Annotated in this window: 16 protein-coding genes; 3 read left to right on the forward strand and 13 right to left on the reverse strand. The window is 40.1% G+C overall.

Going from position 1 to position 25,627, the window contains the following annotated elements; genetic code table 11:
• Positions 1 to 14 precede the first annotated feature (14 nt).
• From ACZ48L_RS00195 to ACZ48L_RS00255, 13 genes are all read right to left on the reverse strand, one after another.
• Positions 15 to 1,139: a DUF1735 and LamG domain-containing protein gene (locus ACZ48L_RS00195; protein ID WP_025791579.1), complete on the reverse strand. Its 1,125-nt coding sequence runs from the start codon at positions 1,137 to 1,139 to the stop codon at positions 15 to 17.
• Between the two features lie 15 nt (positions 1,140 to 1,154).
• Entirely contained in the window at positions 1,155 to 2,258 is a 1,104-nt protein-coding gene (locus ACZ48L_RS00200; RefSeq protein WP_025791581.1) for a glycoside hydrolase family 18, read from the reverse strand.
• Positions 2,259 to 2,277: 19 nt separating this feature from the next.
• Entirely contained in the window at positions 2,278 to 3,873 is a 1,596-nt protein-coding gene (locus ACZ48L_RS00205) for a RagB/SusD family nutrient uptake outer membrane protein (protein ID WP_025791582.1), read from the reverse strand.
• Positions 3,874 to 3,885: 12 nt separating this feature from the next.
• On the reverse strand, positions 3,886 to 7,014 hold the full coding sequence (locus ACZ48L_RS00210) for a SusC/RagA family TonB-linked outer membrane protein (protein ID WP_008822201.1): 3,129 nt from the start codon (positions 7,012 to 7,014) through the stop codon (positions 3,886 to 3,888).
• 984 nt (positions 7,015 to 7,998) lie between these two features.
• Entirely contained in the window at positions 7,999 to 9,645 is a 1,647-nt protein-coding gene (locus ACZ48L_RS00215) for a fumarate hydratase (protein WP_008822203.1), read from the reverse strand.
• Positions 9,646 to 9,867: 222 nt separating this feature from the next.
• Positions 9,868 to 12,798, reverse strand: coding sequence for a M16 family metallopeptidase (locus ACZ48L_RS00220; RefSeq protein ID WP_314694219.1), 2,931 nt, complete (start codon positions 12,796 to 12,798; stop codon positions 9,868 to 9,870).
• A 35-nt stretch (positions 12,799 to 12,833) separates the two neighbouring features.
• Positions 12,834 to 14,687: a DUF4954 family protein gene (locus ACZ48L_RS00225; protein WP_025791585.1), complete on the reverse strand. Its 1,854-nt coding sequence runs from the start codon at positions 14,685 to 14,687 to the stop codon at positions 12,834 to 12,836.
• A gap of 27 nt (positions 14,688 to 14,714) precedes the next feature.
• The gene (gene hflX, locus ACZ48L_RS00230) at positions 14,715 to 15,977 is read right to left on the reverse strand and encodes a GTPase HflX (RefSeq protein WP_025791586.1); all 1,263 of its coding nucleotides are present in this window, start codon (positions 15,975 to 15,977) and stop codon (positions 14,715 to 14,717) included.
• Positions 15,978 to 16,281: 304 nt separating this feature from the next.
• Positions 16,282 to 17,226, reverse strand: a complete 945-nt coding sequence (locus tag ACZ48L_RS00235; RefSeq protein WP_025791587.1) for a DNA/RNA non-specific endonuclease — start codon at positions 17,224 to 17,226, stop codon at positions 16,282 to 16,284.
• A 114-nt stretch (positions 17,227 to 17,340) separates the two neighbouring features.
• The gene (locus ACZ48L_RS00240) at positions 17,341 to 17,592 is read right to left on the reverse strand and encodes a type B 50S ribosomal protein L31 (RefSeq protein WP_008822211.1); all 252 of its coding nucleotides are present in this window, start codon (positions 17,590 to 17,592) and stop codon (positions 17,341 to 17,343) included.
• 129 nt (positions 17,593 to 17,721) lie between these two features.
• A complete protein-coding gene (locus ACZ48L_RS00245; protein ID WP_025791589.1) occupies positions 17,722 to 19,074 on the reverse strand; it encodes a choice-of-anchor J domain-containing protein in 1,353 nt (450 codons plus the stop codon).
• 23 nt (positions 19,075 to 19,097) lie between these two features.
• Positions 19,098 to 20,333 carry a DUF5689 domain-containing protein gene (locus ACZ48L_RS00250; RefSeq protein WP_219496657.1) on the reverse strand — a complete coding sequence of 412 codons (1,236 nt, stop codon included), beginning with the start codon at positions 20,331 to 20,333 and terminating at the stop codon, positions 19,098 to 19,100.
• 22 nt (positions 20,334 to 20,355) lie between these two features.
• Positions 20,356 to 22,935, reverse strand: a complete 2,580-nt coding sequence (locus tag ACZ48L_RS00255) for a porin family protein (RefSeq protein WP_025791591.1) — start codon at positions 22,933 to 22,935, stop codon at positions 20,356 to 20,358.
• A gap of 204 nt (positions 22,936 to 23,139) precedes the next feature.
• Here ACZ48L_RS00255 and ACZ48L_RS00260 point away from each other — a divergent pair, with 204 nt between their 5' ends.
• The 3 genes from ACZ48L_RS00260 to udk all read left to right on the forward strand — a co-directional run bounded on the left by ACZ48L_RS00260 (position 23,140) and on the right by udk (position 25,568).
• Positions 23,140 to 24,183 (forward strand): endonuclease/exonuclease/phosphatase family protein, encoded by a 1,044-nt coding sequence (locus ACZ48L_RS00260; protein ID WP_219450959.1) that lies wholly within the window; start codon positions 23,140 to 23,142, stop codon positions 24,181 to 24,183.
• 81 nt (positions 24,184 to 24,264) lie between these two features.
• Positions 24,265 to 24,852 (forward strand): uracil-DNA glycosylase family protein, encoded by a 588-nt coding sequence (locus tag ACZ48L_RS00265; protein ID WP_025791593.1) that lies wholly within the window; start codon positions 24,265 to 24,267, stop codon positions 24,850 to 24,852.
• 80 nt (positions 24,853 to 24,932) lie between these two features.
• Complete coding sequence (udk, locus tag ACZ48L_RS00270) at positions 24,933 to 25,568, forward strand: uridine kinase (protein ID WP_025791594.1); 636 nt, start codon at positions 24,933 to 24,935, stop codon at positions 25,566 to 25,568.
• Positions 25,569 to 25,627 lie beyond the last annotated feature (59 nt).

Genomic DNA, 25,627 nt, shown 5'->3' on the forward strand with positions numbered 1-25,627 from the left:
CGTCTTAGTAAAAGTTATTCTGGGAACTTCTCATCCTGCCATGTAATCAGGCTTTGGTTATACTCAGTAGCATCGTCAGAGCCTGCTGTGTATACCTTGATAGCATGATGATTCTTAGATACATCCTTTATGCCAGTATTTTTGTCTAATGGCGCATAGAAAAGTAAGTTCGGATTCTCAGGAGTCTCTATGTAAAGGTTATCCATAACTTGGAAAGCTGAGAGTGCTTTGTCATAGAGACGGATCTCACGTACGTAACCAACGAAAGCTCCCCAACTCATATTCAGCTTGGTGAAAGTCTCAACCTTTGGTACATCAAACTCTGTATCAAGTGTACCATTGATGTAGCATTTTACGTGTTGACGGTTGTAAACCCATGCTATGTAGTACCATTTACCAGGCTGTAACTTAGTCTTAGCGAAGGCTTTAGGGTCATCAGTTTCACCTACCTTCATCTGTAAACCACCGTCAGCAGTAACACGTGAGTAGAAGTCTGGTGACAGAACAGCTTGGTTATCTTTGTTTTGATCGAGCTTAATAGCGTATGACAGAGTCCACTCCTGTAAGTTAGTATAAGGTGGATTGAAGGTTGTCTTAAGGTAGAAACCATTCTGTCTTAAAGATGATGTATAGAGAACACGGTCTATAGCGAATATCTTTGTCACGCTTGAGTTTAGTAAACTACCACCTTCTGCAGAAGCAATACTTACTGGGATAGCATACTTTGTTGAGGCATCCAGTTCGTTATCTAATGGTTTTACGTTTACATCAATAGATCCATTAGAGATGTTGTTAGCACTGATTGTTAAGTTCTCTGCAGAGAGACTATAATATTTAGCAGGTAAGAGCTTGTAATGTGTACCGTTCAGTTCGTTGTATTTTTCTAATGCTTTTTCGTTGATAGCGAACTTCAAAGTAACATTTGAACCTAACTTATTAGCTGCTCGTGCTGTGAAGGAACTCTTACCACCAGTAGCATCAACTGTAAGTTTGGTAACAGGATTTACGTCTGCGCCTTCAATATAAACTGCATTTGGCAGTTTACTTTCATCACCTACCTCGTCTTTATCGATGTCTGCACATGACCAAGTAAGACATGCTAAGGTAGCGATTCCTAAGAATTTAAATATATGTTTCATCTTATTTCTGTTTTATTATTTGATAGCTGGATTCATTAGCTGTACACCTTGACGTAGGTATTTATAGACAGGGCTTGCTGCATAATCTTTCTCCATGTGGTAGCTACCGATACCGCCCTTACGTCCTTTTTTAGGTTGCCACATTGCCATACCTATGTATGAAGGAACCTGCTTGCCGTCACGTGTGGTATAAGTTACACCGCCTGCGGCAGAATAAGCTTCGAAGTTCTCTGTTACAATGAGCTTCTTTGCAATTTCCTCTTCTGTCTGTTTTGAAGAGAATTGCGTAATAAGAGCTCCAAGACGATTGTCCAGATCTTCATAGGAACGACAACTGTAAGCCTGAAGGATATAGTAGTTGAAGTACAAAGCCATGTCTGCAGAGAACCAATAAGGCTCGCCATCAACAACCAATAGCTTCTTTCTTCCTTCTTCTGTTTCTGCTTTTGGCCCTATGCGTTTACCCATTGTACGGATAAAGAGATTCATGCGGTCATTCTTCCACATCTCTTTAGTTGTATGGAATGGTTGTGCATAGTTTGGTTCTGCGTCTAAGTCGAAGCCGTCGAGGTCGTACTTGTCAATAGTATCACATATTGCATTTGCATACTTAACAATGGCCTCATTGATCTTAGTTTCATCACCATCAACCCATCCCCAATAGTTGTGGTTGTATTGTTCCCATGTCTCACCCTTGTCCTTTGACTCTTTAGGCTGTGCAGGTGTAACACCTTTTCCTATGTCAAAGAGTAGAGCACATGCCAAAGCACGAATGCCTTTTACTTCCTTAGCGCGCTTCAAATCTGCCTGTTGTGCAGGTGTAAGGTTTGAGAAACCATCCCACAGTGATACGAAATCGGTACTGTCTGGGAGGTTATATAGGCAACGTGATGCAGGACTTTCACCTGTCCAGCCACCAAACCACCCGAAGGTGACTTGGTGATCTGTCTTTTTATAGGCACGTAAATTAGCGAGATACGCCTCGTGTGCCTTTGCTTGGGCAGCATCAGCATCAGCTAAAAGCTCATCAATGTTCTTTGCAGAGGGTTCTGTCCAGTCACTACAACTTACAGCAGAGAAGAGCAATATGAATAGGCTGAATATATAATATTTCTTCATTTGAATAATCTTTTAAGGGTTATTTTACTTTCTTATCCCACCAAACACGTGTGGCACCATTGTCTGGACCATTGAGTAATGAGACAGCTTTCTTCACATTTTCCAAGTTTTTAGTGTACTCATCATTTGAATATGGTATACGAGTTGGACGCAGATTGCCATCTACATCACAGTCTGTAGCTGTTAGAACTGCAGGGAAAATACGTGGATATCCCGTGCGACGATATTCAGACCAAGCCTCTTGACCATCAGGGTAGATAGCGAGATACTTCTGTGTGATAATTCTTTCTAAGTTCTTTTCGAAGCTATCACTGCTCTGCCATTTGATAGTTATGGTAGAAGTAGCTGCAGCATTGTACTCAGCATGGAGTGCATCAACGAAGTTTGCAGGAACAGATGTGCTGTTTGCAGCATATGCTGTTGCCTGTGCAGAACTCAATCCGTTCTCTTCAAATGATGTTGCAATACCTTTCTCATAATAAGATTGTGCTGTTTCTCCACCCATATTCCATCCGCGAAGTGCTCCTTCTGCACGCAAGAAGTAGACTTCAGATGCTTTTATAATGTATACAGGAGTACCATCCTGTACGTTAAGAGATGATGACTTTGTCTTATCTAAGTAATCTGTTGTACTTGGAATGTTCGTACGAACAGCATAATAGCCTTCTATTCCGTTATTCTTTGCCTTCACGAAGTAGTTGCTAATACGTGGGTCATCGTACCCTTTAAGGTAAGAAGAGATTTCTGCACCCATACGTACGTCATTATAACTACCATTGATAATAACCAAAGGATTCTTCAATGTAACACCAGCTCCCTTTGAAAGTTGAGCAGCATCCTTCATATTATCGATCACTCCATAAGGGTTGTTAATTGCTTTCTCTGCATATTGCTGTGCCAACGTTGGGTTTGCATAGACAATACGCATAGCCAAACGAAGCATCAGAGAGTTTGCAAACTTACACCATTTAGTATAATTACCTTCGTAAATGATATCATATTTAGGGAATACATCGTGTCCACCATTGTTAAGAGTCTGTACAGCATCATCCAAGTCTTTTAACATTGCCTTATAGACATCTTCTTGTGAGTCGTATTCTGCTGTTGTTGCACCAGCGATACCTGCCTTAGTATAAGGAATAGGACCAAAAGTGTCTGTTGCTTTGTGAACTGCTGCGACCTTGATAATCTGTGCTATTGCTAATCCTTCTGGATCATTAGCCGTGCGCTTCTTAACGTCTAGGAAGTTACGGAAGGCATTACCAGCCATTACATTATAAGTATACTGGCTCCAAGGTTTCAAAGCAAAGCTTGGGAAACCACGACCAACCCACTTGTTTTGAGCAGGTGCCATATAGCCAATCCAGCATGCACCTGCTAGTGTGTAAGGAATCTGATAATCGTTAACATAACCTGTTCCCGAAGATCCTACAGGGAAGATACTCTCTTCAAAGGAAGTAACAAAACCACCAACATTGAGGTTATCTTGCTCCAATTGGGCTTCTGTAGGCTGCAGAGCATCACGGTTGATATACTCAAAGTCAGCCTGGCATGATGTGAAGAGTGTTGCAGCGAGGGCTGAAACACATATAATAGATTTGATATTTCGTTTCATATATTTTATAATTTAGAAGTTTAGTTTCAAGCTAAAGCCGATATTTCTTAAGCTTGGTGCACTAAAATAATCACTACCTTGACCATAAGTACCAGTAGATGCTGCAATTTCAGGATCGAATGGAGCCTTGTTGTAAATCATCCATAGGTTGTTTGCAATAAATCCTACAGTAATACCAGGCCAACCTTGTCCAAGTAATGTCTTTGGTAATGTATATGTAAGACTAACATTCTGAAGACGTACGTTGGTTGCACTATAGTAGTAATAGCCTAATAGCTGTTGGTTAGCAACTACTTCATAATACTTCTGTGGGTCTACACGCTGTCCACCTGCTACCTCTACATAGCCACGGTCACGTGCATCTGCCGTTGCTTTGGATACACCAAACTGGTCAAGCACTGCTTGTGTCTCTGATGTTACAATGCCACCGACACGTGCGTTGATGAGGAATGAGAGGTTCAAACCCTTCCATGAGATATTATTTCTCCATCCAAGGGTAAAGTCTGGGTTCGTATTACCGATTCTCAAACGTTCTCCATTTGGAAGATCCATAGATGAAAGACTGCCGTCTGCTGCCACAGCAATAGCACCTGTTGCATCACGCTTCAGCACCTTAGTAATATAAACATCACCCATGCTGTCTCCTTCACGGATGTATCCGCCACCTGCTGACGTCTCTGTGAAGTTGATAACTTGATTATCAATGCCTGTGTTGTAATTATGTACAAGTTTCTTCACCTTGTTTACGTTACGGCTATAAACCAAACGTGACTCAAAGTCAACAGCTCCGATCTTATCATTGTAAGCTAATGACATTTCAACTCCTGAGTTAGCAATATCACCTGCCTGGATATAAAGACCTGAATAAGGTGAGGTTGCTGAAAGCTCAGCCAAGAAAGTCTGGTTGTAAGTATTAGAATGATACCATGTGAAGTCAAAGTTCAAACGGTTATTAAACATTCTTAAGTCCAAACCTAATTCATAAGATTTTGTTCTTTCTGCCTTGAAATCATAGAAAGGCATAATCGTACGTGTAGATGGGATACCATTAACGATAGGGTAGGTGATAGTACCACGTGTAATACCACGATAACGATCTGGAATAGGAGAACCTACTTCTGTGTAAGAGCCTCTAACTTTCATGAAAGAAATGAACTCTGGTAATTTAGCCATCTTAGTTACGATTGCAGATAAACCAACAGAAGGATAGAAGAATGAAGGCTCCTTTGCATTAACCAATAGTGAACTCCAGTCGTTGCGTCCTGTCATAGAAAGGAATAACATGTCTTTCCAAGAAAGTTCTGCACTGGCAAAGATGGCAGTATTGCGTTTGCGGAATTCAGTCTCGTTTGGGATAGCATTGACTGGGTCAAGTGCTGCAGCTGAGAATAGATTAGGAACTTTTAAGATAGGACCACCAAAGCCAACACCACTTGAGCGATAGTCTTCCAAGCTTGTTCCAAGGTTAGCTGTCAAACGATAGTCTGTTCCAAAGGCTTTATCAATGTTGAACATTAAGTCCAAATATGTCTGTTGGTCAATGCTCTGTGAATGGTTATAGATACCATTTCCATAAGTTCCCGCATAGAGAAGACCCTGTCCACTTGCATGGAAACGACTCTCTGACTCTGTATTTGTGTTATCAACACGTACACGACCAGCTACGTTTAACCATGGGAGGATATCGTATTTCAGACTACTCATGAACATGTAACGCTTACGATCGGTTGGTGTCATCATGTCATTCACAATGAAATAAGGGTTCTGTAACTGCATACCCTGATCGCCATAAGGCCAGTATTGTGTCGCAAACTTGCGAGATGCATCATAGCGTTTGTATAGTTGTACCGCTGACCAGTCCTCTCCTCGTGGGAAAAGATATACTGCTGGCAATGGGTTGTAGTATTCTCCTGGACGATACATGTTTTGTGTATTCTGAATAATATAACTTCCACTTACATCAAGATGTAGTTTATCATTCAAGAAATCACTGGTGTTACGAACTGAGAAGTTGTAACGGTTATATTTGTTATTTGGGAGAATACCCGTTGCATTGGTTGTTGCAACAGAGACGTAAGTCTTATTCGTCTTTGTTCCTGTGGTCAAAGTTACAGAATTGATGTAGCTATGTCCAGTCTTGAAAAAGTCCTTAGGGTTATAAGAAGAAGGCGTTGCCAGACGATCACCCCAACTCTCGAAGGAACCAGCTTTGTTCCCATAAGTGTTCTGGAACTCAGGCATAACGAATGGATTAGAGAACTCCATGCTGCTAGATACAGCAAGTCTTACCTTTCCTTCAGCACCACGTTTAGTGTTAATCATAATAACACCATTTGCAGCAGCTGATCCATAGAGGGCTGCAGAAGAAGGACCTGTAAGAACGTTGATGCTCTCAATGTCGTCAGGGTTAATATCTGCAATACCTTCACCGCTTGGTTGGCTTGAGTATCTACCACCACCGATGTCACCACCACTCTTATTTAGCATTGGCACACCATCGATAACGTAAAGTACATTGTTACCACCAGTGATTGATTTAGTACCACGCATAACAACACGTGTAGGACCACCAACACCTGTGGTAGATGCATTTATGTTCACACCAGCTACTGCACCGTTCAGACTATTTACGAAGTTAACATTCTTAACAGCGCTTAGTTGGTCACCTCCGACTTTCTGTACATTATAGCTCAAAGCTTTCTCAGAGCGCTTGATACCCAAGGCTGTTACTACAACCTCATCAATCTTATGCGCTTCATCTTTCATTGAGATCTTCAAATCAGCAGCACCTGTGACTTGGACCTCTTGAGTTAGCATTCCGATGTAGCTAATAATAAGTGTAGAACCCTTAGGGACACTTAGTGTGAATTTACCATCAAGATCGGTAGCAGTACCACTTTGTGAGTTTTTTACTCGTACTGTTGCACCAATGATTGGTTCACCAGTATTGTCAACGACGGTACCGGTAACTTTCACATTGTCACTTGATTGTTGTGTTCCTAAGTCTTTTAAGGCCGCAGCCTTAACGATGCTTGCAGTTTGTTTACCAATATTATCAGACATACTGATATTATAGGCAAAGGAATTCAAACAACAGCAAGATAAGAAAACACTTACTTGTAAAATTTTTCCTTTTCTCATTCGTGTTTAAGTATTTGTTAATATTATACGATTCAGGAATAACTGCAATATTATTGCAGTGTAATTGTCTTTATTATTTGGGTGTTATTTGTTCTATTTAGGTTTTGTGCCTACAAATATAACATTTCATTTTCTAATATCACATACTTGACATAGATTAATTAACATATATAAACATTATTAATACAGCTTTTAACCAATTATGGAAGAGTATGAGTTAATTTTGGCATCAGCTTACTTTATTAGGTACATATTGTAACCTTGCATAAACAAAGTGATACCATTAAAGAGTTTGCACAACTATATTATCTTTGTGCAGGTATTTTGATTATTCAAATTTAACAAATGAATCTGAAACAGAAGTAGGTTTTATCCTAAACATTTATGGTTATTTATCCTTGCTATATTTACTCTTAGCCCCCTTTCTTTTTTGCCTTTTGAGATCCGGTTTTATCTTCTGAGTTTTTTTCTTTTTTACTATCTGCCATCGGGGTAAGGTTTATGTTTGTAAAATAAAATAACTATTAGAGTTTGAATAGAGTATCTTTTACTTTCTAAAAGGGCATCTTTTGCAATGTAAAACATGCCCTTTTGAGGTATAAAAGACGCCCTTTTGCATGGTAAAAGGTGCCCTTTTAGAAGCCTGCTTGTAACTGTTTGATAATCTTTTGATTACAAAGTTATAAAAAGATGATTTTCTCTTACCTCCTACATTCTTATGTGTTTCAATGTGTAAGTTTGTTTTACTCCTTACAATTTTTATTTTCTTATTCTCCCTTGAATACTTTTACACCTTATTATATATATAGGCTGTTTCGCTAAATTCACTTTATACTGAATGTGTGTAATATGTAGGTGATGTCTTATAAGAAGGCTTCTTGGCTTCAGGTGTATACATAAAAATGGTATGAAAGTCGGATATAGTCCTTCTCTCATACCATTTGTTACCTTATGAAAATGTCCCTTTTATTTTCTAGGGGAGTATTATTTTCCGCAATCGCAACCTGTCCAAGGTTTCAATTCCTTGAAGAAGTCATGTCCTTTATCATCTACAAGGATGAAAGCAGGGAAGTCTTCTACTTTAATTTTCCAGATTGCTTCCATGCCTAATTCTGGATATTCAACACATTCAATGCTCTTGATACTGCTCTGTGAGAGTACAGCTGCAACGCCACCGATTGTACCAAGATAGAATCCACCATGCTTTTTGCACGCATCAGTGACAACCTGAGTACGGTTACCCTTTGCAAGCATTACAAGAGATCCACCGTGATCTTGGAATTCATCAACGTATGGGTCCATACGATTTGCCGTTGTTGGACCCATTGAACCACATGGATATCCTTCTGGAGTCTTTGCTGGTCCGGCATAGAAAATAGGGTGATCCTTGAAGTATTGTGGTAAGTCTTCGCCTGCATCCAAGCGTGCCTTGAGTTTTGCATGGGCGATATCACGGGCAACAATAATGGTTCCATTCAAGTTTACACGTGTTGAAACTGGATACTTTGTCAGTTCAGCGCGCACAGCATCAATACCTTTATCGAGGTCGATCTCTATACCCTTGGTACCTTCTCCTGGCTTACGATATTCCTCAGGGATAAGTTCTCCAGGATTTGTATCCATCTTCTCAAGCCAAATACCATCTTTATTGATCTTTGCTTTGATGTTACGGTCAGCAGAACAGCTTACTCCCATACCGATAGGACAGCTTGCTCCGTGGCGTGGCAGACGAATAACACGGATGTCATGTGCCAAGTATTTACCACCGAATTGTGCACCAAGTCCAATCTTGTGTGCTTCTTTAAGAAGTTTTTCTTCAAGGTCTATATCACGGAAAGCACGTCCAGTTTCATCTCCTGTAGTAGGTAGATTATCATAGTACTTGATACTACCGAGCTTTACGGTTAGTAGATTCTTTTCAGCTGATGTTCCTCCAATGACAAAACAAATGTGGTAAGGAGGACATGCTGCAGTACCAAGACTCTTCATCTTTTCAACGAGGAAAGGAATCAATGTACCTTCATTTTGGATTGTAGCCTTGGTCATTGGGTAGAAATAAGTCTTGTTTGCAGAGCCGCCACCCTTTGCCACCATGACAAAACGATACTCTTCACCTTCAACAGCTTCGATATCAATCTGTGCAGGAAGGTTACATTTGGTATTCACCTCATCATACATTGTTAAAGGAGCATTCTGCGAATAACGGAGATTTTCTTCAGTAAAAGTGTTATAGACACCACGTGAAAGAGCCTCTTCGTCCTCGAATCCTGTCCAAACCTGTTGTCCTTTTTCACCATGAATGATGGCAGTTCCCGTGTCTTGACAGAAGGGTAGTACGCCTTTTACTGCTGTTTCCGCATTGCGGAGGAACTGCAGAGCAACATACTTGTCATTTTCTGAAGCTTCTGGGTCCGTCAGAATCTTTGCTACTTGCTCGTTGTGAGCGCGGCGGAGCATAAACTCACAGTCGTGGAAAGCTTCTTGTGCCAGCAGGGTTAGTGCTTCTTTACTGACTTTCAGAATCTCTTTACCTTCAAACTCACCGACACTGACACCTTCTTTAGATATCAATCTGTACTCGGTGTCATCCTTGCCCAATTGGAACATTGGGGCATATTTGAATTCAGCCATAATGTTTTAATTTCCCGTCTGCTCTGTGTTTGCAGAGTGTTGCGGAGTTGTTCTATATGTTTTTACTATGTTTTTGTATTTTGTTCTTTGTCGTAAATGGAGTTAAAGCAGTTAGAAGGGAGCTTAGGAATAAGTACCTGTACAGCTTAGGAGTCTGTCCTTACCCTTTACTCCCTTTGTCTTTGCTTTGCTAATTATTCTTTTTCTATCTTCTTTTGTCTTTTAATATCCAAATATCTCCTCTGTTGTAACCCTCTTGATAGGAGCTATCTTCTCTAAAGCCTTCATGTTTAATTCCTTCTCGTCACCAAGAATGATATATTTAAAAGGCTTGTTTGCAATATACTTCTTTTCGAAGTCAACAACATCTTTCAGTCGTAGGGCTGGAAGAGCTTTGTATATCTTCTCACTCAAGGAGTAGTCTATACCTAAACGTTGTGCTGCAAGATAAGATGTAAGAATAGCATACTTTGTTGTACGTTGAGATGCTAAACTCTTCATTAGACTTTGTTTTGCGAGGTCAAAGTTTGCTTGTCGAACTGGCATGTTGTCCAAAAGTTTGTTGAATTCATGTACACAATCCATCATCTTGTCGTTCTGTGTGATGATGTATGTGTAGAAGTCTTCCTTGTCAGACAGACGATAAGGCTCGTTATATTTGGCAAAGGCAGAATAAGCTAACCCTCTTGCTTCACGAAGTTCTTGGAAGACAATAGCATTCATGCTACCTCCAAAATACTCATTGAAGAGTGCTATGATAGGTGCACGGTCTGCTGACCACTCTTGATTCTCGTTATGAAGTTGTACCATATAGATGTTTTTTGCATCGTATGGAGCAATTATAACTTCATTCTTTGGCGTTGTCAGTTCTGTATAACGTTTTGCTGTCGGGGGTGAAACGAATTTCTTTGGCGACTGGATAGTCTTACTGATAAGCTGATCTATGGTACTTAGGCTTGAGGGACCATAGTAAAGTACAGTCTGCTTATAGTTCTTTAGATTCTTCAGAAGCGTTAATAGCTCCAGAGGATTCATAGTTTTTAAAGCTTGTTCACTGAGTATGTTGCGTGTAGGGTTGTATTCCCCGTATGAAGCATAGTCCCTTAGAGCATAGAAGTTTGCACTTTGATTGGCCTTATTATCGCTACGTGATTTCAGAATCTGTTCGACATAAAGGTTATAAGCCTGTTTATCCACCTTCGCATTATTGAGTAAATTGTTGAGTAAGGTAAGTGCTTGTGGAAGATTTGAGTTCAGACCGTTTAGCGTAATATAGGAACAATCACTCCTTTCTGTTATACTATAGTCGCAAGCAAGCTTATAAAATTGTTGCTTGATTTGTTCATTGGAGAGCTTGTCTGTACCTAAATAATCAAGATATCCAACTGCATAGCTGAGTTTTGGAGTGTTCTCTGAACCGAATGGGAGAACAAAACACAACGTAAAGAGGTCATTTGACGTATCTTGTTTGTAGAGTACAGGTAGTCCTTTTCGGGTAGTTGACTTAGTAAGATCACGCTTGTAATCAACAAAATGCGGCTGAATAGGAGTTGTCTTTGCATTCACGATCTCTTCCAAGAATGCACTATGCTTGTCATTATTGGTTGGAATTGGAGTGATAGAAGGTTTCTCTACTTTTTTGATAGTAGTATCATTACCTTGCTCTTTGTATACACAAGCGAAGTTATTACCAAAGAATTTATTGGCAAATTTTACTATTTCGGCTTTTGTTATCTTTGATATTCGATTGATTTTACCAACTTCCAGCCTCCAATCCTTGTGGTTGATGAAGGCATCAACATATTGTTTGGCACGGAACTGATTCTTATCAAGTTCTGTATAGTAATAACGTTTGTAGTTGTTGATGATAGATGGTAATAAATCATCAGAGAAATTACCTCTCTTGAGTTTATCAACTTCTGCTAGCGCAAGGCTACGTGCTTCTTGTAATGTTTGTCCTTTCTTAGATTGTCCGTATATATAGAAGACGGAATAGTCATTTAAATCAGATACTCCCGCTCCTACATTCTGTACTTTAAGCTTTTGGTTGAGGTCAAGATCAAAGAGACCTGCCTGTCCATTAGATAATAGTTGTGCAACTACTTCAAGTGTATCAATCTGTTGAGAGTTAGCTGCTTCCGCACGCCATCCCATGAAAAACATGGGTGCTTCCTTGCCTATTACGGTAGTATCTATCGGTGCAGTAATAGCAGGTTGAGCTGGAAATTGTGGTACATCGATGTGTGTACTTGGCTTCCAACTTCCAAAGTATTTCTCAATTGTTGCAATTGTCTTGTCAGGATCAAGGTCTCCTGAGAGGCAGATTGCAACATTATTAGGAACATAATATTTATGGAAATAGTTCTTGATGTTTACTATTGAAGGATTTTTCAGGTGCTCACCGACCCCGATAGTAGTTTGGGTCCCATAAGGATGAGTCGGGAATAATTTTGCAAACAGGGCAGCATACATCTTACGCCAGTCACTCGAGAGACCAATATTATACTCCTCATAGACAGCTTCAAGCTCCGTGTGGAATCCACGAATTACCATATTCTGGAAGCGATCTCCCTGAACTTTAGCCCATGTGTCAATCTCATTAGATGGGATATTCTCTACATAGCATGTTACATCATTGGACGTGTAAGCATTTGTCCCTTCACTTCCAATGGCAGTCATCATCTTATCATACTCATTAGGGATATTGTAGCGGGCTGCAAGTTGTGAGATTGAATCAATCTGATGATACCATCTCTTGCGTGCTTTAGGATCGGTAATGTGTCGATACTGCTCGAAACGTGCTTCTATTGAATCAAGATAGGGGCGTTCAGCCTCAATATTTGATGATCCAAAATGAGTAGTTCCCTTGAACATTAGGTGCTCTAAATAATGTGCCAGACCCGTAGTCTCCTTCGGATCATTACGTGAACCAGTGCGTACAGCTATATAAGTCTGTACCCGTGGCTTCTCTTTGTTAACAGACAAGTAGACCTTTAGGCCGTTTTTTAGTGTGTAGATACGTGTCTGCATAGGGTCATTGGGCACACTTTCGTATTGATAGTGTTGTGCTAAACCTGGCAGAGTCGCCAATAGAAGCAGTGCTCCTATGCAGAATCCCTTGATGAGGGAATAGTTAAAAAAATGTTTTTTCATATCAGTTCTTTATATTATAAATAAGGTAAGAAATGCTAATTCTCAAAATCTACTTCGTGATCAAGGCTGTTAACGAATGACTCGAAGACCTCTCTCTCTACATCACCCATTTCAAATTCCTTCTCTGCATCCTTGCGAATCTCGGCAATCCATGCGCGTCGAGCCTCTATATAATCTTTCTTGATACGTGCATCATCTTCTGCTGTGATTTCTTTTATCCCATAATATTCTAATATCATGCGATAGGTCCAAGCCCATTGATAGACGCGATAGTTGTCATTTATCTCGTGGAAGCGGTCAATAACCTCTTGAATAGTCTCTAAGGTGCCGTCTTTAATCTCATCAATAAGCCGTTGTTCTTCACTAGCAGGGAGTAGTAAACCTGATAAATCATCCCATTTCCCAAGGCCAATCTCTGTCTCTGGCTTACCAAAAAAGCCCCATTTGTGTGCACGTTTCAAGACTGCACCCATATAGATGCGTAATGCAATATCGTAATATTTAATACCTTTTCGCAGGCTAGAAGCATTGATGACATACTCATGATAGTTGTAGGATGATACATTATCACCACTTGCTTGCCGTAGATTCTCCAGGATTTTCTTTCCTCTAAGTATCTCTCCAACCGTAAAAGGTGATAGCCAATCAAAGTTTACTATACTCTTTTGAGAGTGTTGTGGTCTCATATCACGTCGTGGCCATTTACGTATATCGCGATAGAGTCCTACAGTAGTTATGTTACGTCCAGGGACCAGAAACATCTTGTCTGCCTCCGCAATGAGGTAAGAGAAGGGGAGTGCTGTCGTGTTCGGATGGTGCATTAACTTACCAAAGCAGACAGAGAAGGCTCCAATTGTTGCCGGCATAAGTAGGTAACTTCCACTTGCTGTTTTGGTTCCTCTCTCAAGAATACCCCAATGCATAGGCCCCATCTTATATGCGTGGTTTGAAAAGTTAGTTCCTGAACCAGCATTATAGAAAGAGAACATACCTCCAATGATGAGTGAACTCTTGTGGTGAGAGGCACAGAATGGTCCACAAAAAGCAGCACATGCCTCGCCGTTTGCCATGAAAGAGTTAGCGAAGAATACACTTTGTGATGCCGTAAACCCATTTGCTATCTGGCAAGCCTCACCAACAAAGCAGTCTTGCATCTTTACACTGTTGATGATACTTGACCCATCGGAGATGATAGAGTTCTCACAGATGACTCCAGTTCCAATGAAGACACTGGCATTTTCGGAACTGAGAATGGTACAATCACTCAGTTTGCTGGCTCCGGATATCTCACAATCATCCTGTATGATAGTATTGGTAATCTCTCTTGTATTGATGATTTTAACGTTATTGCCAATTGTTCCACGTTCTGGATTGGTTCGTGCAATCTCCTCGGAGACGAGTCTACGGATAGCATTTTTGAGATCTTTGTTGTTAAAATGCTTCACCATAAAGGCTGCAAACTGACTGTTAAGATCATGAAAGAGTATGACATTACCGTCACCAACCTCATTTAGAACCGAAATCAGATTCCCTTCTCCATAGCTTGCTCCCTCTGTTGTCTCCATAACAGAGATGTTGGAGATAAGACAGTCATTACCGATGGTGTAATTATTTATGTAGTTCCCGACTTTTTCAATCAGACAATCGTCACCCACAGTGACATTACGGAGCGTAGCATCATTGATTCCAGAGTGCTTGACGAAGTCTTTTGCGATCTCTATATTCTTTTGGAAGCTACCTAAACGGATATCTCCATAAAACATAACTCGGTGGAAATATTTTGCTTGAAAGCCCTCTTCTGCAACCTCAACTCGGCTCCAGTCTTCAGCCCAGCAGCTATTTCTTTCCAGTGTATCTATTTCTTCGAAAGTCAGGGAACGGTATTGCATAATCTTTCTATGTTTTTATTTGACTAATCAATCTAGAGTCTCTTGTTCTTCAATGTTATAGAGAAAATCATTATAAGGGTACTTTTGGACGTGGAGTTCACGTACTTTCTTGTAAAGTACCTCTCTGAATTCTTCAATATTCTCTTTTTGTTTGGCTGAAATAAAGAGACAATTATCATGCTCTTTAGCCATCCATGTCTTCTTTAATTCATCAAGAGTTATGTTTTCTTTCGTTGCAGGAGTGAGATCATCCTCTTCTTTCTCTACCCAATGATAGTTGTCTATTTTATTGAAGATAATCATGGAAGGCTTGTCAGCACAGCCTAATTCTGCCAACGTTTGGTTGACAACTTGTATCTGTTCTTCAAAATCTGGATGGGAGATGTCAACGACATGTACAAGAAGGTCAGCCTCACGAACCTCGTCAAGAGTTGATTTGAAGGATTCAACCAAGTCCGTTGGGAGTTTGCGGATGAATCCTACTGTGTCTGCTAATAGGAATGGAAGGTTCTCTACAACGACTTTACGTACCGTGGTGTCTAATGTTGCAAAGAGCTTATTTTCGGCAAACACTTCACTTTTTGCTAAAAGATTCATAATAGTTGACTTACCAACATTCGTGTATCCAACTAATGCAACACGAATCAAACGACCACGATTTTTGCGTTGAGTGGCCTTTTGTTTGTCAATTTCTGTTAGGCGTTGCTTCAGAAGTGACATGCGTTGGAGAATGATTCGACGGTCCATTTCAAGCTGAGTCTCACCTGGTCCACGTAAACCTACGGATCCTTTGCCTCCGCCCGAGCCTGAACCACCACCCTGACGTTCCAAGTGTGTCCACAAACGTTGCAAGCGTGGAAGCATATATCGGTACTGTGCCAGTTCTACTTGTGTCTTTGCATTGGCTGTCTGAGCACGCATAGCAAAGATATCGAGGATGAGAGAAGTTCTATCTAATATCTTTACGCCAAGTTCTTGCTCGATATTACGCATCTGTTTTGCAGATAGTTCATCATCGAAGATGACCATCCCTATAGGGTCTTCTTCGTCCTCTTTGAGTTTGATATATTCTCTTATTTCTTCGAGTTTTCCTTTCCCAACATAGGTGACAGCACTCGGCCCATTCACTCTTTGTGTGAATCGTTTAACAGTGGTGGCACCTGCTGTATCAGCAAGAAACTCTAATTCGTCAAGGTATTCCTTGGTCTTAGCCTCATCTTGTTCCTTGGTTATAAGGCCAACGAGGATAGCTGTCTCTGTCTTGACTTCGGATATGATAAATTCTTTCATTCAGTATTCTTCTCTTATTGACTGATAGCGTGTATGATAGTATCTCTTTTGTCATTATCTAAATACACATATTGCTACATGGCAAAGGTACTTATAAATTCTGAAAAATACTAATCAAAATCTTCGTTTTTACGTCCTTTAAGAATGCTCATAGTGATATTTTTGATCTTAAAAGGGTATATATAAAAAATTACAAGGCCTTTGTAATGTTATTACAGACGCCTTGTAATAGTTCTACAAGGCCTTTGTAATAGTTCTACAAGGCCTTTGTAATTTCTTGTAATGTGCTTTTAAAAGAAGTTGCTTATTGTATATTCCAGATTAATTCCAACTGTTCTGGTGTCTTATTCTCTACATTGTTCTCGATGTTGTCTGGTAGATTGCAGAAGAAATCTATACCAGTAAGCTGTTCTAATTTAGCTATGCTAACCACATATGGTTTAAGTGATTGCTTCTGATTATTTTCGTGTTTGAACCAGAACCCTATGGCTTTGTACTGCCAATCTCCTTGTCCTTTGACTTTATACTTTAATAATGCTGCAGAAAAAAAGTATCCTGGAATGATGAAACGATCTCTTCTGTATTCTTTTATGAGTGCGGGTGAATCAATGGTACCGCCACGACAGATGAAAAGAGTATCTGTTGTACCATTCGTAATGTAGGATCTCATCTTATTCTCCATAGTCAACCATATTCCTCCTCGCTTATCACTTCCATTGAACTTAGATAGTTGAGGTTGCATATTGCTGATGTAAAAAGTCTGTTTGTTGGCCTCATCCGTATTCAATCGATCGGCTGAAGGACAAAGATGACCATGATCATAACCAGATCCCCAAAAGTGATCGGATACGAAATAGCTATCCATGGGCAATAAAGGGTCAAAGGGGTATTGAAGTTCTCCGTCTTTTGCTTTCCACCTTGATGCACCGCCTTTACGGTTACTGCTGTATAATTCATAACAAGTCCATCGGTTTGATTTTAGTTCAGCGTCCCATTCTACACTATAGTTCACCTCCCCATTCTTCAGCTTGTGAGTGATAATAATACTCTTTCCACCTTTTGTTTTTGGAAATTCCAAACGATGTGTGTCATAATTGGGTATCAGTATGTTTGAATTAGTATTGTTCGCTTGCCCATTTTGTTGTCCATAAGTGCCGTTGTCTGTATCATTTTCGTTGCAGGAAATAAACATAATTGAGGCAATAAAGGATACAAAGAGTGTAGTGAAGACTGATATTCTTATTTTCATTGTTTGTATTGTAAAATTCTATGTTTTGTAGAATAAATAAAAAATGCGGGCAAACGTATATGCAACTACGTCTGTCCGCACTTTGTATGTCTTAAATCGAAAGATATTTACCGATTACTTCTTCAACTTACCGTAACGGCTCATGAAGCGGTCAACACGACCTGCTGTATCGACAAGCTTACTCTTACCGGTATAGAATGGGTGAGAGGTACTTGAGATTTCGACTTTTACCACTGGGTAAGTTTCGCCTTCAAACTCCACTGTCTCTGAAGTCTTGCATGTAGACTTTGAAAGGAACATATCGCCGTTGGACATATCTTTAAATACGACGGGGCGATAGTTTTCTGGATGAATACCTTGTTTCATTTTGTTATTATCTATTTGTTAATAATGTACTTGTCTCTGTTTTCCCCCTAAATGTAAAAGGGGTATATACTCAACAGGGTGCAAAATTACGAATAATTCTGCACCCTGCCAAATATTTCATATTGTTTTTTACTTTACTTCTATGTTCTTAATTTCCCATGTACCAGCGGCATTTGTTCCATCACAAGTGTAGAGGAAACCTATACGGACATTGCTTTGTCCAGCATAAGCAGACAGGTCACATGTTGTAGTAACAAACTTCCAGTCCTTTGCAGGATATGTAGAGACAGGCACATCATGCCATGTTGTACCGTTAGTTGATACTTGTACTTTAAAGTTGTCTGCTGCTGTTGTGAAGTAGTTTGCTGCAACTTGGAATGTTAAAGTGGCTGATGTCCTTCCGGTAAGACTAAATGTTGGTGATTCTAAACGACTTTGTGCTGCATAGTTTACGTTACTCTTAAATGATGATGCCTTCATATATTTTTTATTGGCATCATGTTTCCACACAAAGGTGAGGTCAGATGGAATGGTAATGTTATTGATAGTAAAGTTGTCCATACCTGTATCAAACTTTGCTTCAAGTGCAGATGTTGTTGGCTGTGGAGTTGGAGTAACGGAGTTGTTGATAGTGATAATCTTGCTACCCTTATCCATTTCCATGATAGTTTGGCCCTGTTTGTTTGTGAAAGACTTTAGATTACCTTTCACAACAACAGTCTGACCTACTTGTAAATCTGTCTTTGCAGTGAAATCAGCACCATCTACTCCTTTACCAGAGAATACCTGTAAGGTTTTGTCTGTACCATTGTCTGAGAGATAATATGTAATGCTCTTGTGATTTGCATCATAGAATGTTACAGCAGAGATGACACCTTTTACGTATGCTTCACCATTAGACGTCTGTCCTGCCTGTATCTTTTGGACAGCTTCTGTAGTAGTCCATGCGGTGGCTTCTGTGTTCAAGTCTGTTGTTGGCTGTGGAGTAGGGCTAACGGAATTGTTGATAGTAATGATCTTACTGCTTCTATCTATTTCCATGATAGTCTGTCCCTGTTTGTTCGTGAAAGACTTGAGGTTACCTTTCACAACAACAGTCTGACCAACTTGTAGATCTGTCCTTGCAACAAAGTCAGCACCATCTAGTCCTTTGCCTGAGTATACCTGTAAAGTCTGATCTGTACCATTGTCTGAGAGGTAATATGTAATACTCTTGTGATTTGCATCATAGAATGTTACAGCAGAGATGACACCTTTTACGTATGCTTCACCATTAGACGTCTGTCCTGCCTGTATCTTTTGGACAGCCTCAGCAACTGTCCATGCAGTTGCTTCTGTGTTTAAGTCTGTTGTTGGTTGTGGCGTAGGAGTGACGTTACTGTCTTCAAATGTCATATGGTATGGTGCAGGAACATCCTCGCAACTGGTGAAGACTGCGGCAGAGAAAGCCAATGCCATCATCGAATAAATAATCTTTTTCATATTTTGTTTAGTTATTTGTCTTATTAATTAATAGAGATGATCTTACTGTTGCGTCCAACCTGTGGGTTTGAGGTAGGTTCGTAGTAATCTAAAGTGCCGAGGATGAGGACTTTCTTGCCTACACTAATCTGTGAAGGGTTAGTGAACTTATCACCATTCAAGTACAAGCCACGGAACACCTGTAGCTGGTCAGTAGTTGAACCATCGTTAGACAAGTAGTAACGAGCATTACCATATTGAGTCGAAACCTCATCAATCTGTGAGATAACCCCCTTGATATAGTAAGTGTTGGGGTCTTTCTTGTTCAACTTAGCGTAAGCCAATGCACGTGTAATGTCCAAAGGATTAGCTTGTGTACCATCACCCTTGCCAGGGAGTCCCTTGAATGGGTCAACCTTCTCAACTGCCTTGATGTCGTCTAGAGAACGAATAATGATTTCCCATTGGTTGTTGAATCGCTTGATAATCCCCGTAATGTCAACCTTCCCTGTTGGGACTTTAGCGTTAGCAAAGTCTGCAAAGTTACTGTTATATACGATAACTTTTCTTCCATCTTGTTCATTTAAAGTCCAACTTACACTACCTGCGCCACCGTTTGGATCTGCAAATGTGTCAGTAGCCTTAGAGTTGTTACTACTTTTAAAACTTACATTACGAATAATGCCGAGCTTTCCACCATCTGTGTCAAGATTCCATGTTGTAGGATTCGTACCTGTTGCAAATAATGTTGGTTCTACTATATGCCCTGTAGACAATATCTTATAATGTTGATCCCATGTGGCACGGCTGATACGCCCTATAACATCTGCCCCAGTGGCATTCTTTGACGGCATTCCGATCTGGGCCTGTTTCCCATAGTTACCTACGTAAAGATCCTTTAAGCTAACTAATATTTCAGTACCAACAGGTAATGGACCATAAAGTCCGCCTTGTGCTACACTCACGATGATAGCACCAGTTGCATCCTGCAAAGCTAGCTCTTGATAAATATTACCTTGAGCATCTGAACTTGTCACGATAGCCTTTATTTTCACATCATCAGTTACTTTGGCGAAACTTTGACCATCACGATAGTCGGTAGCAATGTATGTCGCGTAGTCGCTTTTCAGTTGTGCAATCGTTATAACATTGGTCTCTGTTAACTCATTATTGCCATAAGGAACTGGCGCATTTTCGTCAATCCCAGCGTAACTGTCCCCCATACATGAAGCAAAAAGTACACAGACAGCTGTTATTATTAAATATTTAATTTTCTTCATAATCTATTTTTATTCTTTAGTTTTAGAACTTGTATGCAACATTCAACATACCATTGATACCGTTGACGTAGTATTTCTTAGGGTTACGATAGAAGTCATAAGCACGTGTTGTTGCTGCACCTGTAGTTCTGTTGACGGTATAATTGCTACGACTTTGCTCATATCCTCCACTTACAATCTTCTGATTATTAAGTAAGTTGGTAATCATTAAGTTGATAGAAAGGCTACCATGGCGCAAATAAAGGCTCTTGCCAATAGAGGCATCAAGCATGAATCCGCCTTTTCCTTCGCTTTGTGCATATGGAGTATAGTTGCCATCGGCATCCATTCCGCCCAGTGCTGTACCCATTGTACGCAGTGTGTTACCGTAACGAAGACTTGGTGCGTATGAAAGATATATCCGATCGTAATAGTTCCCGCTAAGATCTACAAACCAGCCTGCCTTGTGGAAGCTCAGAATACCACTATAAACACTTAGAGGAGTACTTGCTTCGTGCATACCTTTGTTGTAAACCACATCCTTATTATATGTACTCTTTGTTGAGTTCATATAGATAACATCTGCATTATTTGTGTTCTTAGCCTCACTCCAAGTCCCTAAAGCTTTGAAGTTGAGGAAGCTATTGATCTTGAAATCAAGTCCTAACTCTACTCCATAGTAGTTCTTGTTCATGTTTGTCATGCTGACATAAGTAAAGGAGTTTGCATCATCGAAGTAGAAGTTCTGCCATTCTGTTACATGTGTCATGTGGTTGTAATAGCCACTTAGGTTAGCATGTAGCCAACTACCAGAGTATTGATAGCTGAGTTCGCTTGAGAATATACGTTCGTTGTGAAGGTTTAGTACAAAGTCATTGTTCATTTCTGGTGAAGCGAAGGCATTGCTTGCGTTTGGTGCGCGATGTTCATACCCTAATCCAATAGAGAGAACATTTCCCCCACCAATTGTCCAGGTCGTACTTGCTTTCAATCCACCTGATAAGAAATTAGCATGCTTGCTCTTTCCTGCAGAGTTGTCTGCGAACATTCCATTGCGCATGTGCCCAATACGGTATATGTCATCATAGCCTATTTTCCCAGCTACCATGTAGTATATCTTACTAAATGTCTGTGAAAAATTTGTCCATAGTTGCCCACGACGAACGTTAATATTATAGTCGTAGCCGAACCTATCCCCTTCGTATACAAGATTGCCTAAACCTTTTGTTCCCATAGTATTTAGATCGTATTGTATGCGTGGGTCATTAGCAGCATAGGTTCCAATAGCGTAAGTATTTACATTGTGGAAACTTTTCGCACCTAGTAGGTCTTCCATTGTTTGATAATGATGAGCGAAGTTCTGACCAAGGGTGATACCAATGTTGAAAACCTTATTCTTGCCGATATGATTGGTAAGTGTTGATGATAAGGTTGTTGTTAGATTATCAATATGCTTAGCCTGGAGATAATAGAGCGCATCTTGTCCATTTGCTGCAGCTTGCCGGTTAGCATAATAAAGGCGATCCCACTGAATCTGACGATTCTCCTTGTTGCCCCACCACGCAACAGCTGTCTTCCAATCAGAGTATGCCTGTGATGTGCGATAGCGTGTATCGTTCTCGTTCCATACATCGAAGTAACTACTTGGAAGGTTCTTCCAATAGTCTGGTTGTGGATTATCGCTATTATTATAATTCAGCTTCGTACTCTTGTACATTGAGTATTTAGTGAAGAGACTCGTTGTGAGATTCATCTTCTTATTGATATCCCAGTCCCATGTTAGTATAGCAGATGGGGCATAATCATTTACCACTCGGCTATTACGCTTGTGCCCATTTTGGTATCCCCAATAGGGATTGTATTGGTAATTATTGGCGAGCCAATAGACTTCATCTGTACTTGCACCTTGTGAAGCACGTTCTGTAGGGTTACCCCATGTTGATAAAGCTAATGAATGCCCATTATTCCATTTCTTTTGAACACCAAAGTAGTAAGATAATGAATTGTAAAAAGTACCTTCAACATAACCGCGGTTAGCCCAGCGATAAGCTACACTAGCAGCAATAGCCCATCCTTTGGCATTAAATCCTGTAGCATAGTTGTACATACCGCGAAGCGTGTAATTACGGTTAGCAGCAGAAAGAGTGATACGGTGCCCAGCAGCCATTGATCCTGCACGGAAATCATAGTTGTTGCTCCCAGCTAATCCTGTCATAGAGAAATTATTATTCTCAAAAGGCAAAGAAAAGTCTACATTACGTGTTTGTTGGTTGATACCACCCACCATAGAGTAGCGGAACTGACCACTTTCCATGTCATTCATTGCTGCTCCATTGATGTAAATATCATTGTACTTCTGGTTTAGTGCACGATAGCGGAAGCGCATTGGAGAATACAAGAATCCTACTTGTGAAGCATAGACGTTACTATTAGAGTTAAGAATCGTGACATTATCATTCATATCATTGTCTTCACCCAGCTGCGCTTCAGTGAAGGTGAATGCCGATTCATCCATAGTGTTGGCAGTCTGTTCTTGCTGGCTCATCTTTGTATTTGTGTTCTGTGCAAATAGCATTGATGAACTGCATAGCGCCAAGACGGCAAGTGTCAGCTTTTTCTGCATAATTAGTTATATTAATATATGTTATACTTTGAGTGCAAAGTAACGAAATAAATTTTAAAAAAGAAAGGCTTTTTGATTAATTTTTTGAGAAAGATGCCTAAATGTCGGATTAATTACCGATATTTGCAAAGCCAATTCTCTCTCCTTAAAATGGAAGAGGTTGCTCAGGATTTTAGATTACAAACAATTACATTTGATAAAGTAATGAAGAAACAACTATTTGTTCTTGCGTGCGTTTTCATCCTTAGTGCATCTGCATTTGCGCAAAAAAAGTTCTCTGTTTATGCAATAGGTTTCTACAATCAGGAGAACCTTTTTGACTGTGTACATGATGAAGGGAAGAATGATTATGACTTTACTCCTAATGGAAGTTACCATTGGAATGAGATGAAATATTCCCACAAATTACGTAATATGTCAACAGTGTTGGCAGAAATGGGGACAGATGTTTTGCCGAATGTTGGTTGTGCTGTAATTGGATTGGCTGAGGTTGAGAATGATCATGTAATGCATGACCTTATCTCCCAACCCGCTTTGGCAGCTCGTGGGTATAAGTATGTACATATAGAGGGTCCTGATCATCGTGGAATTGATTGTGCTTTGATTTACAATCCAAAGCTCTTTACAGTTCGTGATTCGAAGCTGGTACCTTATGTCTACGATCTTCCGCAAGACAGTACGCGAGCAACACGTGGCTTTCTCACAGTAAGTGGCACGTTAGCCGGTGAACATGTTACTGTAATTGTTTGTCATTTGCCAAGTCGTGGAGCTGGCTCTTACTATAGGGAGTTGGGTGGTAAGCAGATAAAAGTTCTGAAAGATTCTCTTCTGCGTCAAGACCCTAAAGTAAAGGTTCTTGTGATGGGTGATATGAATGATGATCCAACGAACAAGAGTATGTATGAGTGCTTGTCTGCTAAGCCTGAGATTAGTGAGGTTGGTCCTGATGATATGTATAATCCTTGGTATAATATTTTGGTGAAAGAGGGCACTGGTACTCTTCAGTATCAGGGTAAGTGGAATCTCTTTGATCAAATTATTATGACTCCGAACCTTCTTAATAAGAATGGTGAGAAGGATTATTCTGAATTGAAGTTCTGGAAGAATCAGATCTTCCGACGTGATTATTTGTTCCAGGAGGCTGGTAAATATAAAGGGAATACGAAACGTACTACGGCTGGAGGAGTTTGGCTGGATGGCTACTCTGACCACCTCCCTGTTGTTGCTTACTTCATTAAGGAACGGTAATGACTAACTATAGAATAGTCAGAACAAATAATTAAACTCCTTGAAGTTTTGGAATTCTAATTAAAACTCTCTCAAAAGATAATGGATATAGAGACTCATCCTTTTGAACCTTGGTTGCCGTCCAATGCAAAGCTGCTGCTTTTAGGTACTTTTCCACCGGCACCGAAACGCTGGTGTATGGAATGGTATTATCCAAACTATACCAATGATATGTGGCGAATATTTGGTTATGTGTTCTTCGAGGATAAGAAGTATTTTGTGGATGAGGCTAATAAAACCTATAAACTTGATTTGCTTAGAGCCTTTTTAAAAGATAAGGGCATTGCAATCTTTGACACTGCATTGCGTATTCGGCGTACAACGGGTACAGCTTCAGATAAGGATTTGGAGATAGTAGAGCCCGCTGATCTTGATCATATGCTTCGTGTTCTGCCTCAATGTAAGGCAGTTTTGGCTGCAGGACAGCTGGCAACGAAGGTGTTTACAGACCATTATCAGATTGATGCTCGTAAGATGCAGATGGGAGATTATAAGGAATTTACATTCGAAGGACGAACGATTCGACTTTATCGAGAGCCCAGTAGCAGTCGTGCCTATCCTATGAAAGTGGAGAAAAAAGCAGAATATTACAAACAGATGTTGAGTGAAGTTGGATTATTGGATGACTAGGATAGGATAGTTATGTATGTTTAGTAACTTTGTTTTAGTTCACGTAGTAATCCTTTTCAACTCCTTAAACTCATAAAAATATGGAAGATAAGATAACTATTATAGGTATTGCCGGTGGTACAGGATCTGGTAAGACCACTGTAGTGAAGAAAATTGTTGAGAGCCTTCCTCCCCATTATGTAGCTGTAGTCCCTCAAGATTCTTATTATAATGATACGACTCATTTAACAGTAGAGGAGCGTAAAGCAATCAATTTTGACCATCCTGATGCATTTGATTGGAAGCTATTAATTAAACAAGTAAATGAGTTACGTAATGGTCATGCCATAGAGCAACCGACCTATAGTTATATTCTCAATAATCGTTTGCCTGAGACTATCCATGTAGAACCGAAGCCTGTCATTATTGTGGAGGGTATTATGGCATTAAGTAATAAGCGCTTGCGTGACATGATGGACCTTAAGATTTTCGTAGATTGTGATCCTGACGAGCGTCTGATACGTAATATTCAGCGTGATACGATTGATCGTGGTCGTACAGTTTCTATGGTTGTTGAGCGTTATCTTGAGGTTCTCAAACCCATGCACGAACAGTTTATTGAGCCTACGAAGCGGTATGCAGACCTTATCATACCGCAGGGTGGAGAGAATGTGAAGGGCATCAGTATCCTATGTAAATATATTGAGGGCTTGGTTCCAGAGCTCGAAGGAGTATAATATAATAAGGTGTACGTGTCAAACGATAGCTTTTAGCGAACTAGCTCTTCAGAGTATAT

The sequence above is a fragment of the Prevotella histicola genome, from assembly GCF_055385135.1.

Coding starts and splice junctions, on each gene's coding strand:
- ACZ48L_RS00245 (WP_025791589.1), bottom strand. CDS start 19,074: ATGAAAAAGATTATTTATTCGATGATGGCATTGGCTTTCTCTGCCGCA.
- ACZ48L_RS00195 (WP_025791579.1), bottom strand. CDS start 1,139: ATGAAACATATATTTAAATTCTTAGGAATCGCTACCTTAGCATGTCTT.
- udk (WP_025791594.1), top strand. CDS start 24,933: ATGGAAGATAAGATAACTATTATAGGTATTGCCGGTGGTACAGGATCT.
- ACZ48L_RS00215 (WP_008822203.1), bottom strand. CDS start 9,645: ATGGCTGAATTCAAATATGCCCCAATGTTCCAATTGGGCAAGGATGAC.
- ACZ48L_RS00210 (WP_008822201.1), bottom strand. CDS start 7,014: ATGAGAAAAGGAAAAATTTTACAAGTAAGTGTTTTCTTATCTTGCTGT.
- ACZ48L_RS00235 (WP_025791587.1), bottom strand. CDS start 17,226: ATGAAAATAAGAATATCAGTCTTCACTACACTCTTTGTATCCTTTATT.
- ACZ48L_RS00225 (WP_025791585.1), bottom strand. CDS start 14,687: ATGCAATACCGTTCCCTGACTTTCGAAGAAATAGATACACTGGAAAGA.
- ACZ48L_RS00240 (WP_008822211.1), bottom strand. CDS start 17,592: ATGAAACAAGGTATTCATCCAGAAAACTATCGCCCCGTCGTATTTAAA.
- ACZ48L_RS00260 (WP_219450959.1), top strand. CDS start 23,140: ATGAAGAAACAACTATTTGTTCTTGCGTGCGTTTTCATCCTTAGTGCA.
- hflX (WP_025791586.1), bottom strand. CDS start 15,977: ATGAAAGAATTTATCATATCCGAAGTCAAGACAGAGACAGCTATCCTC.
- ACZ48L_RS00220 (WP_314694219.1), bottom strand. CDS start 12,798: ATGAAAAAACATTTTTTTAACTATTCCCTCATCAAGGGATTCTGCATA.
- ACZ48L_RS00250 (WP_219496657.1), bottom strand. CDS start 20,333: ATGAAGAAAATTAAATATTTAATAATAACAGCTGTCTGTGTACTTTTT.
- ACZ48L_RS00265 (WP_025791593.1), top strand. CDS start 24,265: ATGGATATAGAGACTCATCCTTTTGAACCTTGGTTGCCGTCCAATGCA.
- ACZ48L_RS00200 (WP_025791581.1), bottom strand. CDS start 2,258: ATGAAGAAATATTATATATTCAGCCTATTCATATTGCTCTTCTCTGCT.
- ACZ48L_RS00205 (WP_025791582.1), bottom strand. CDS start 3,873: ATGAAACGAAATATCAAATCTATTATATGTGTTTCAGCCCTCGCTGCA.
- ACZ48L_RS00255 (WP_025791591.1), bottom strand. CDS start 22,935: ATGCAGAAAAAGCTGACACTTGCCGTCTTGGCGCTATGCAGTTCATCA.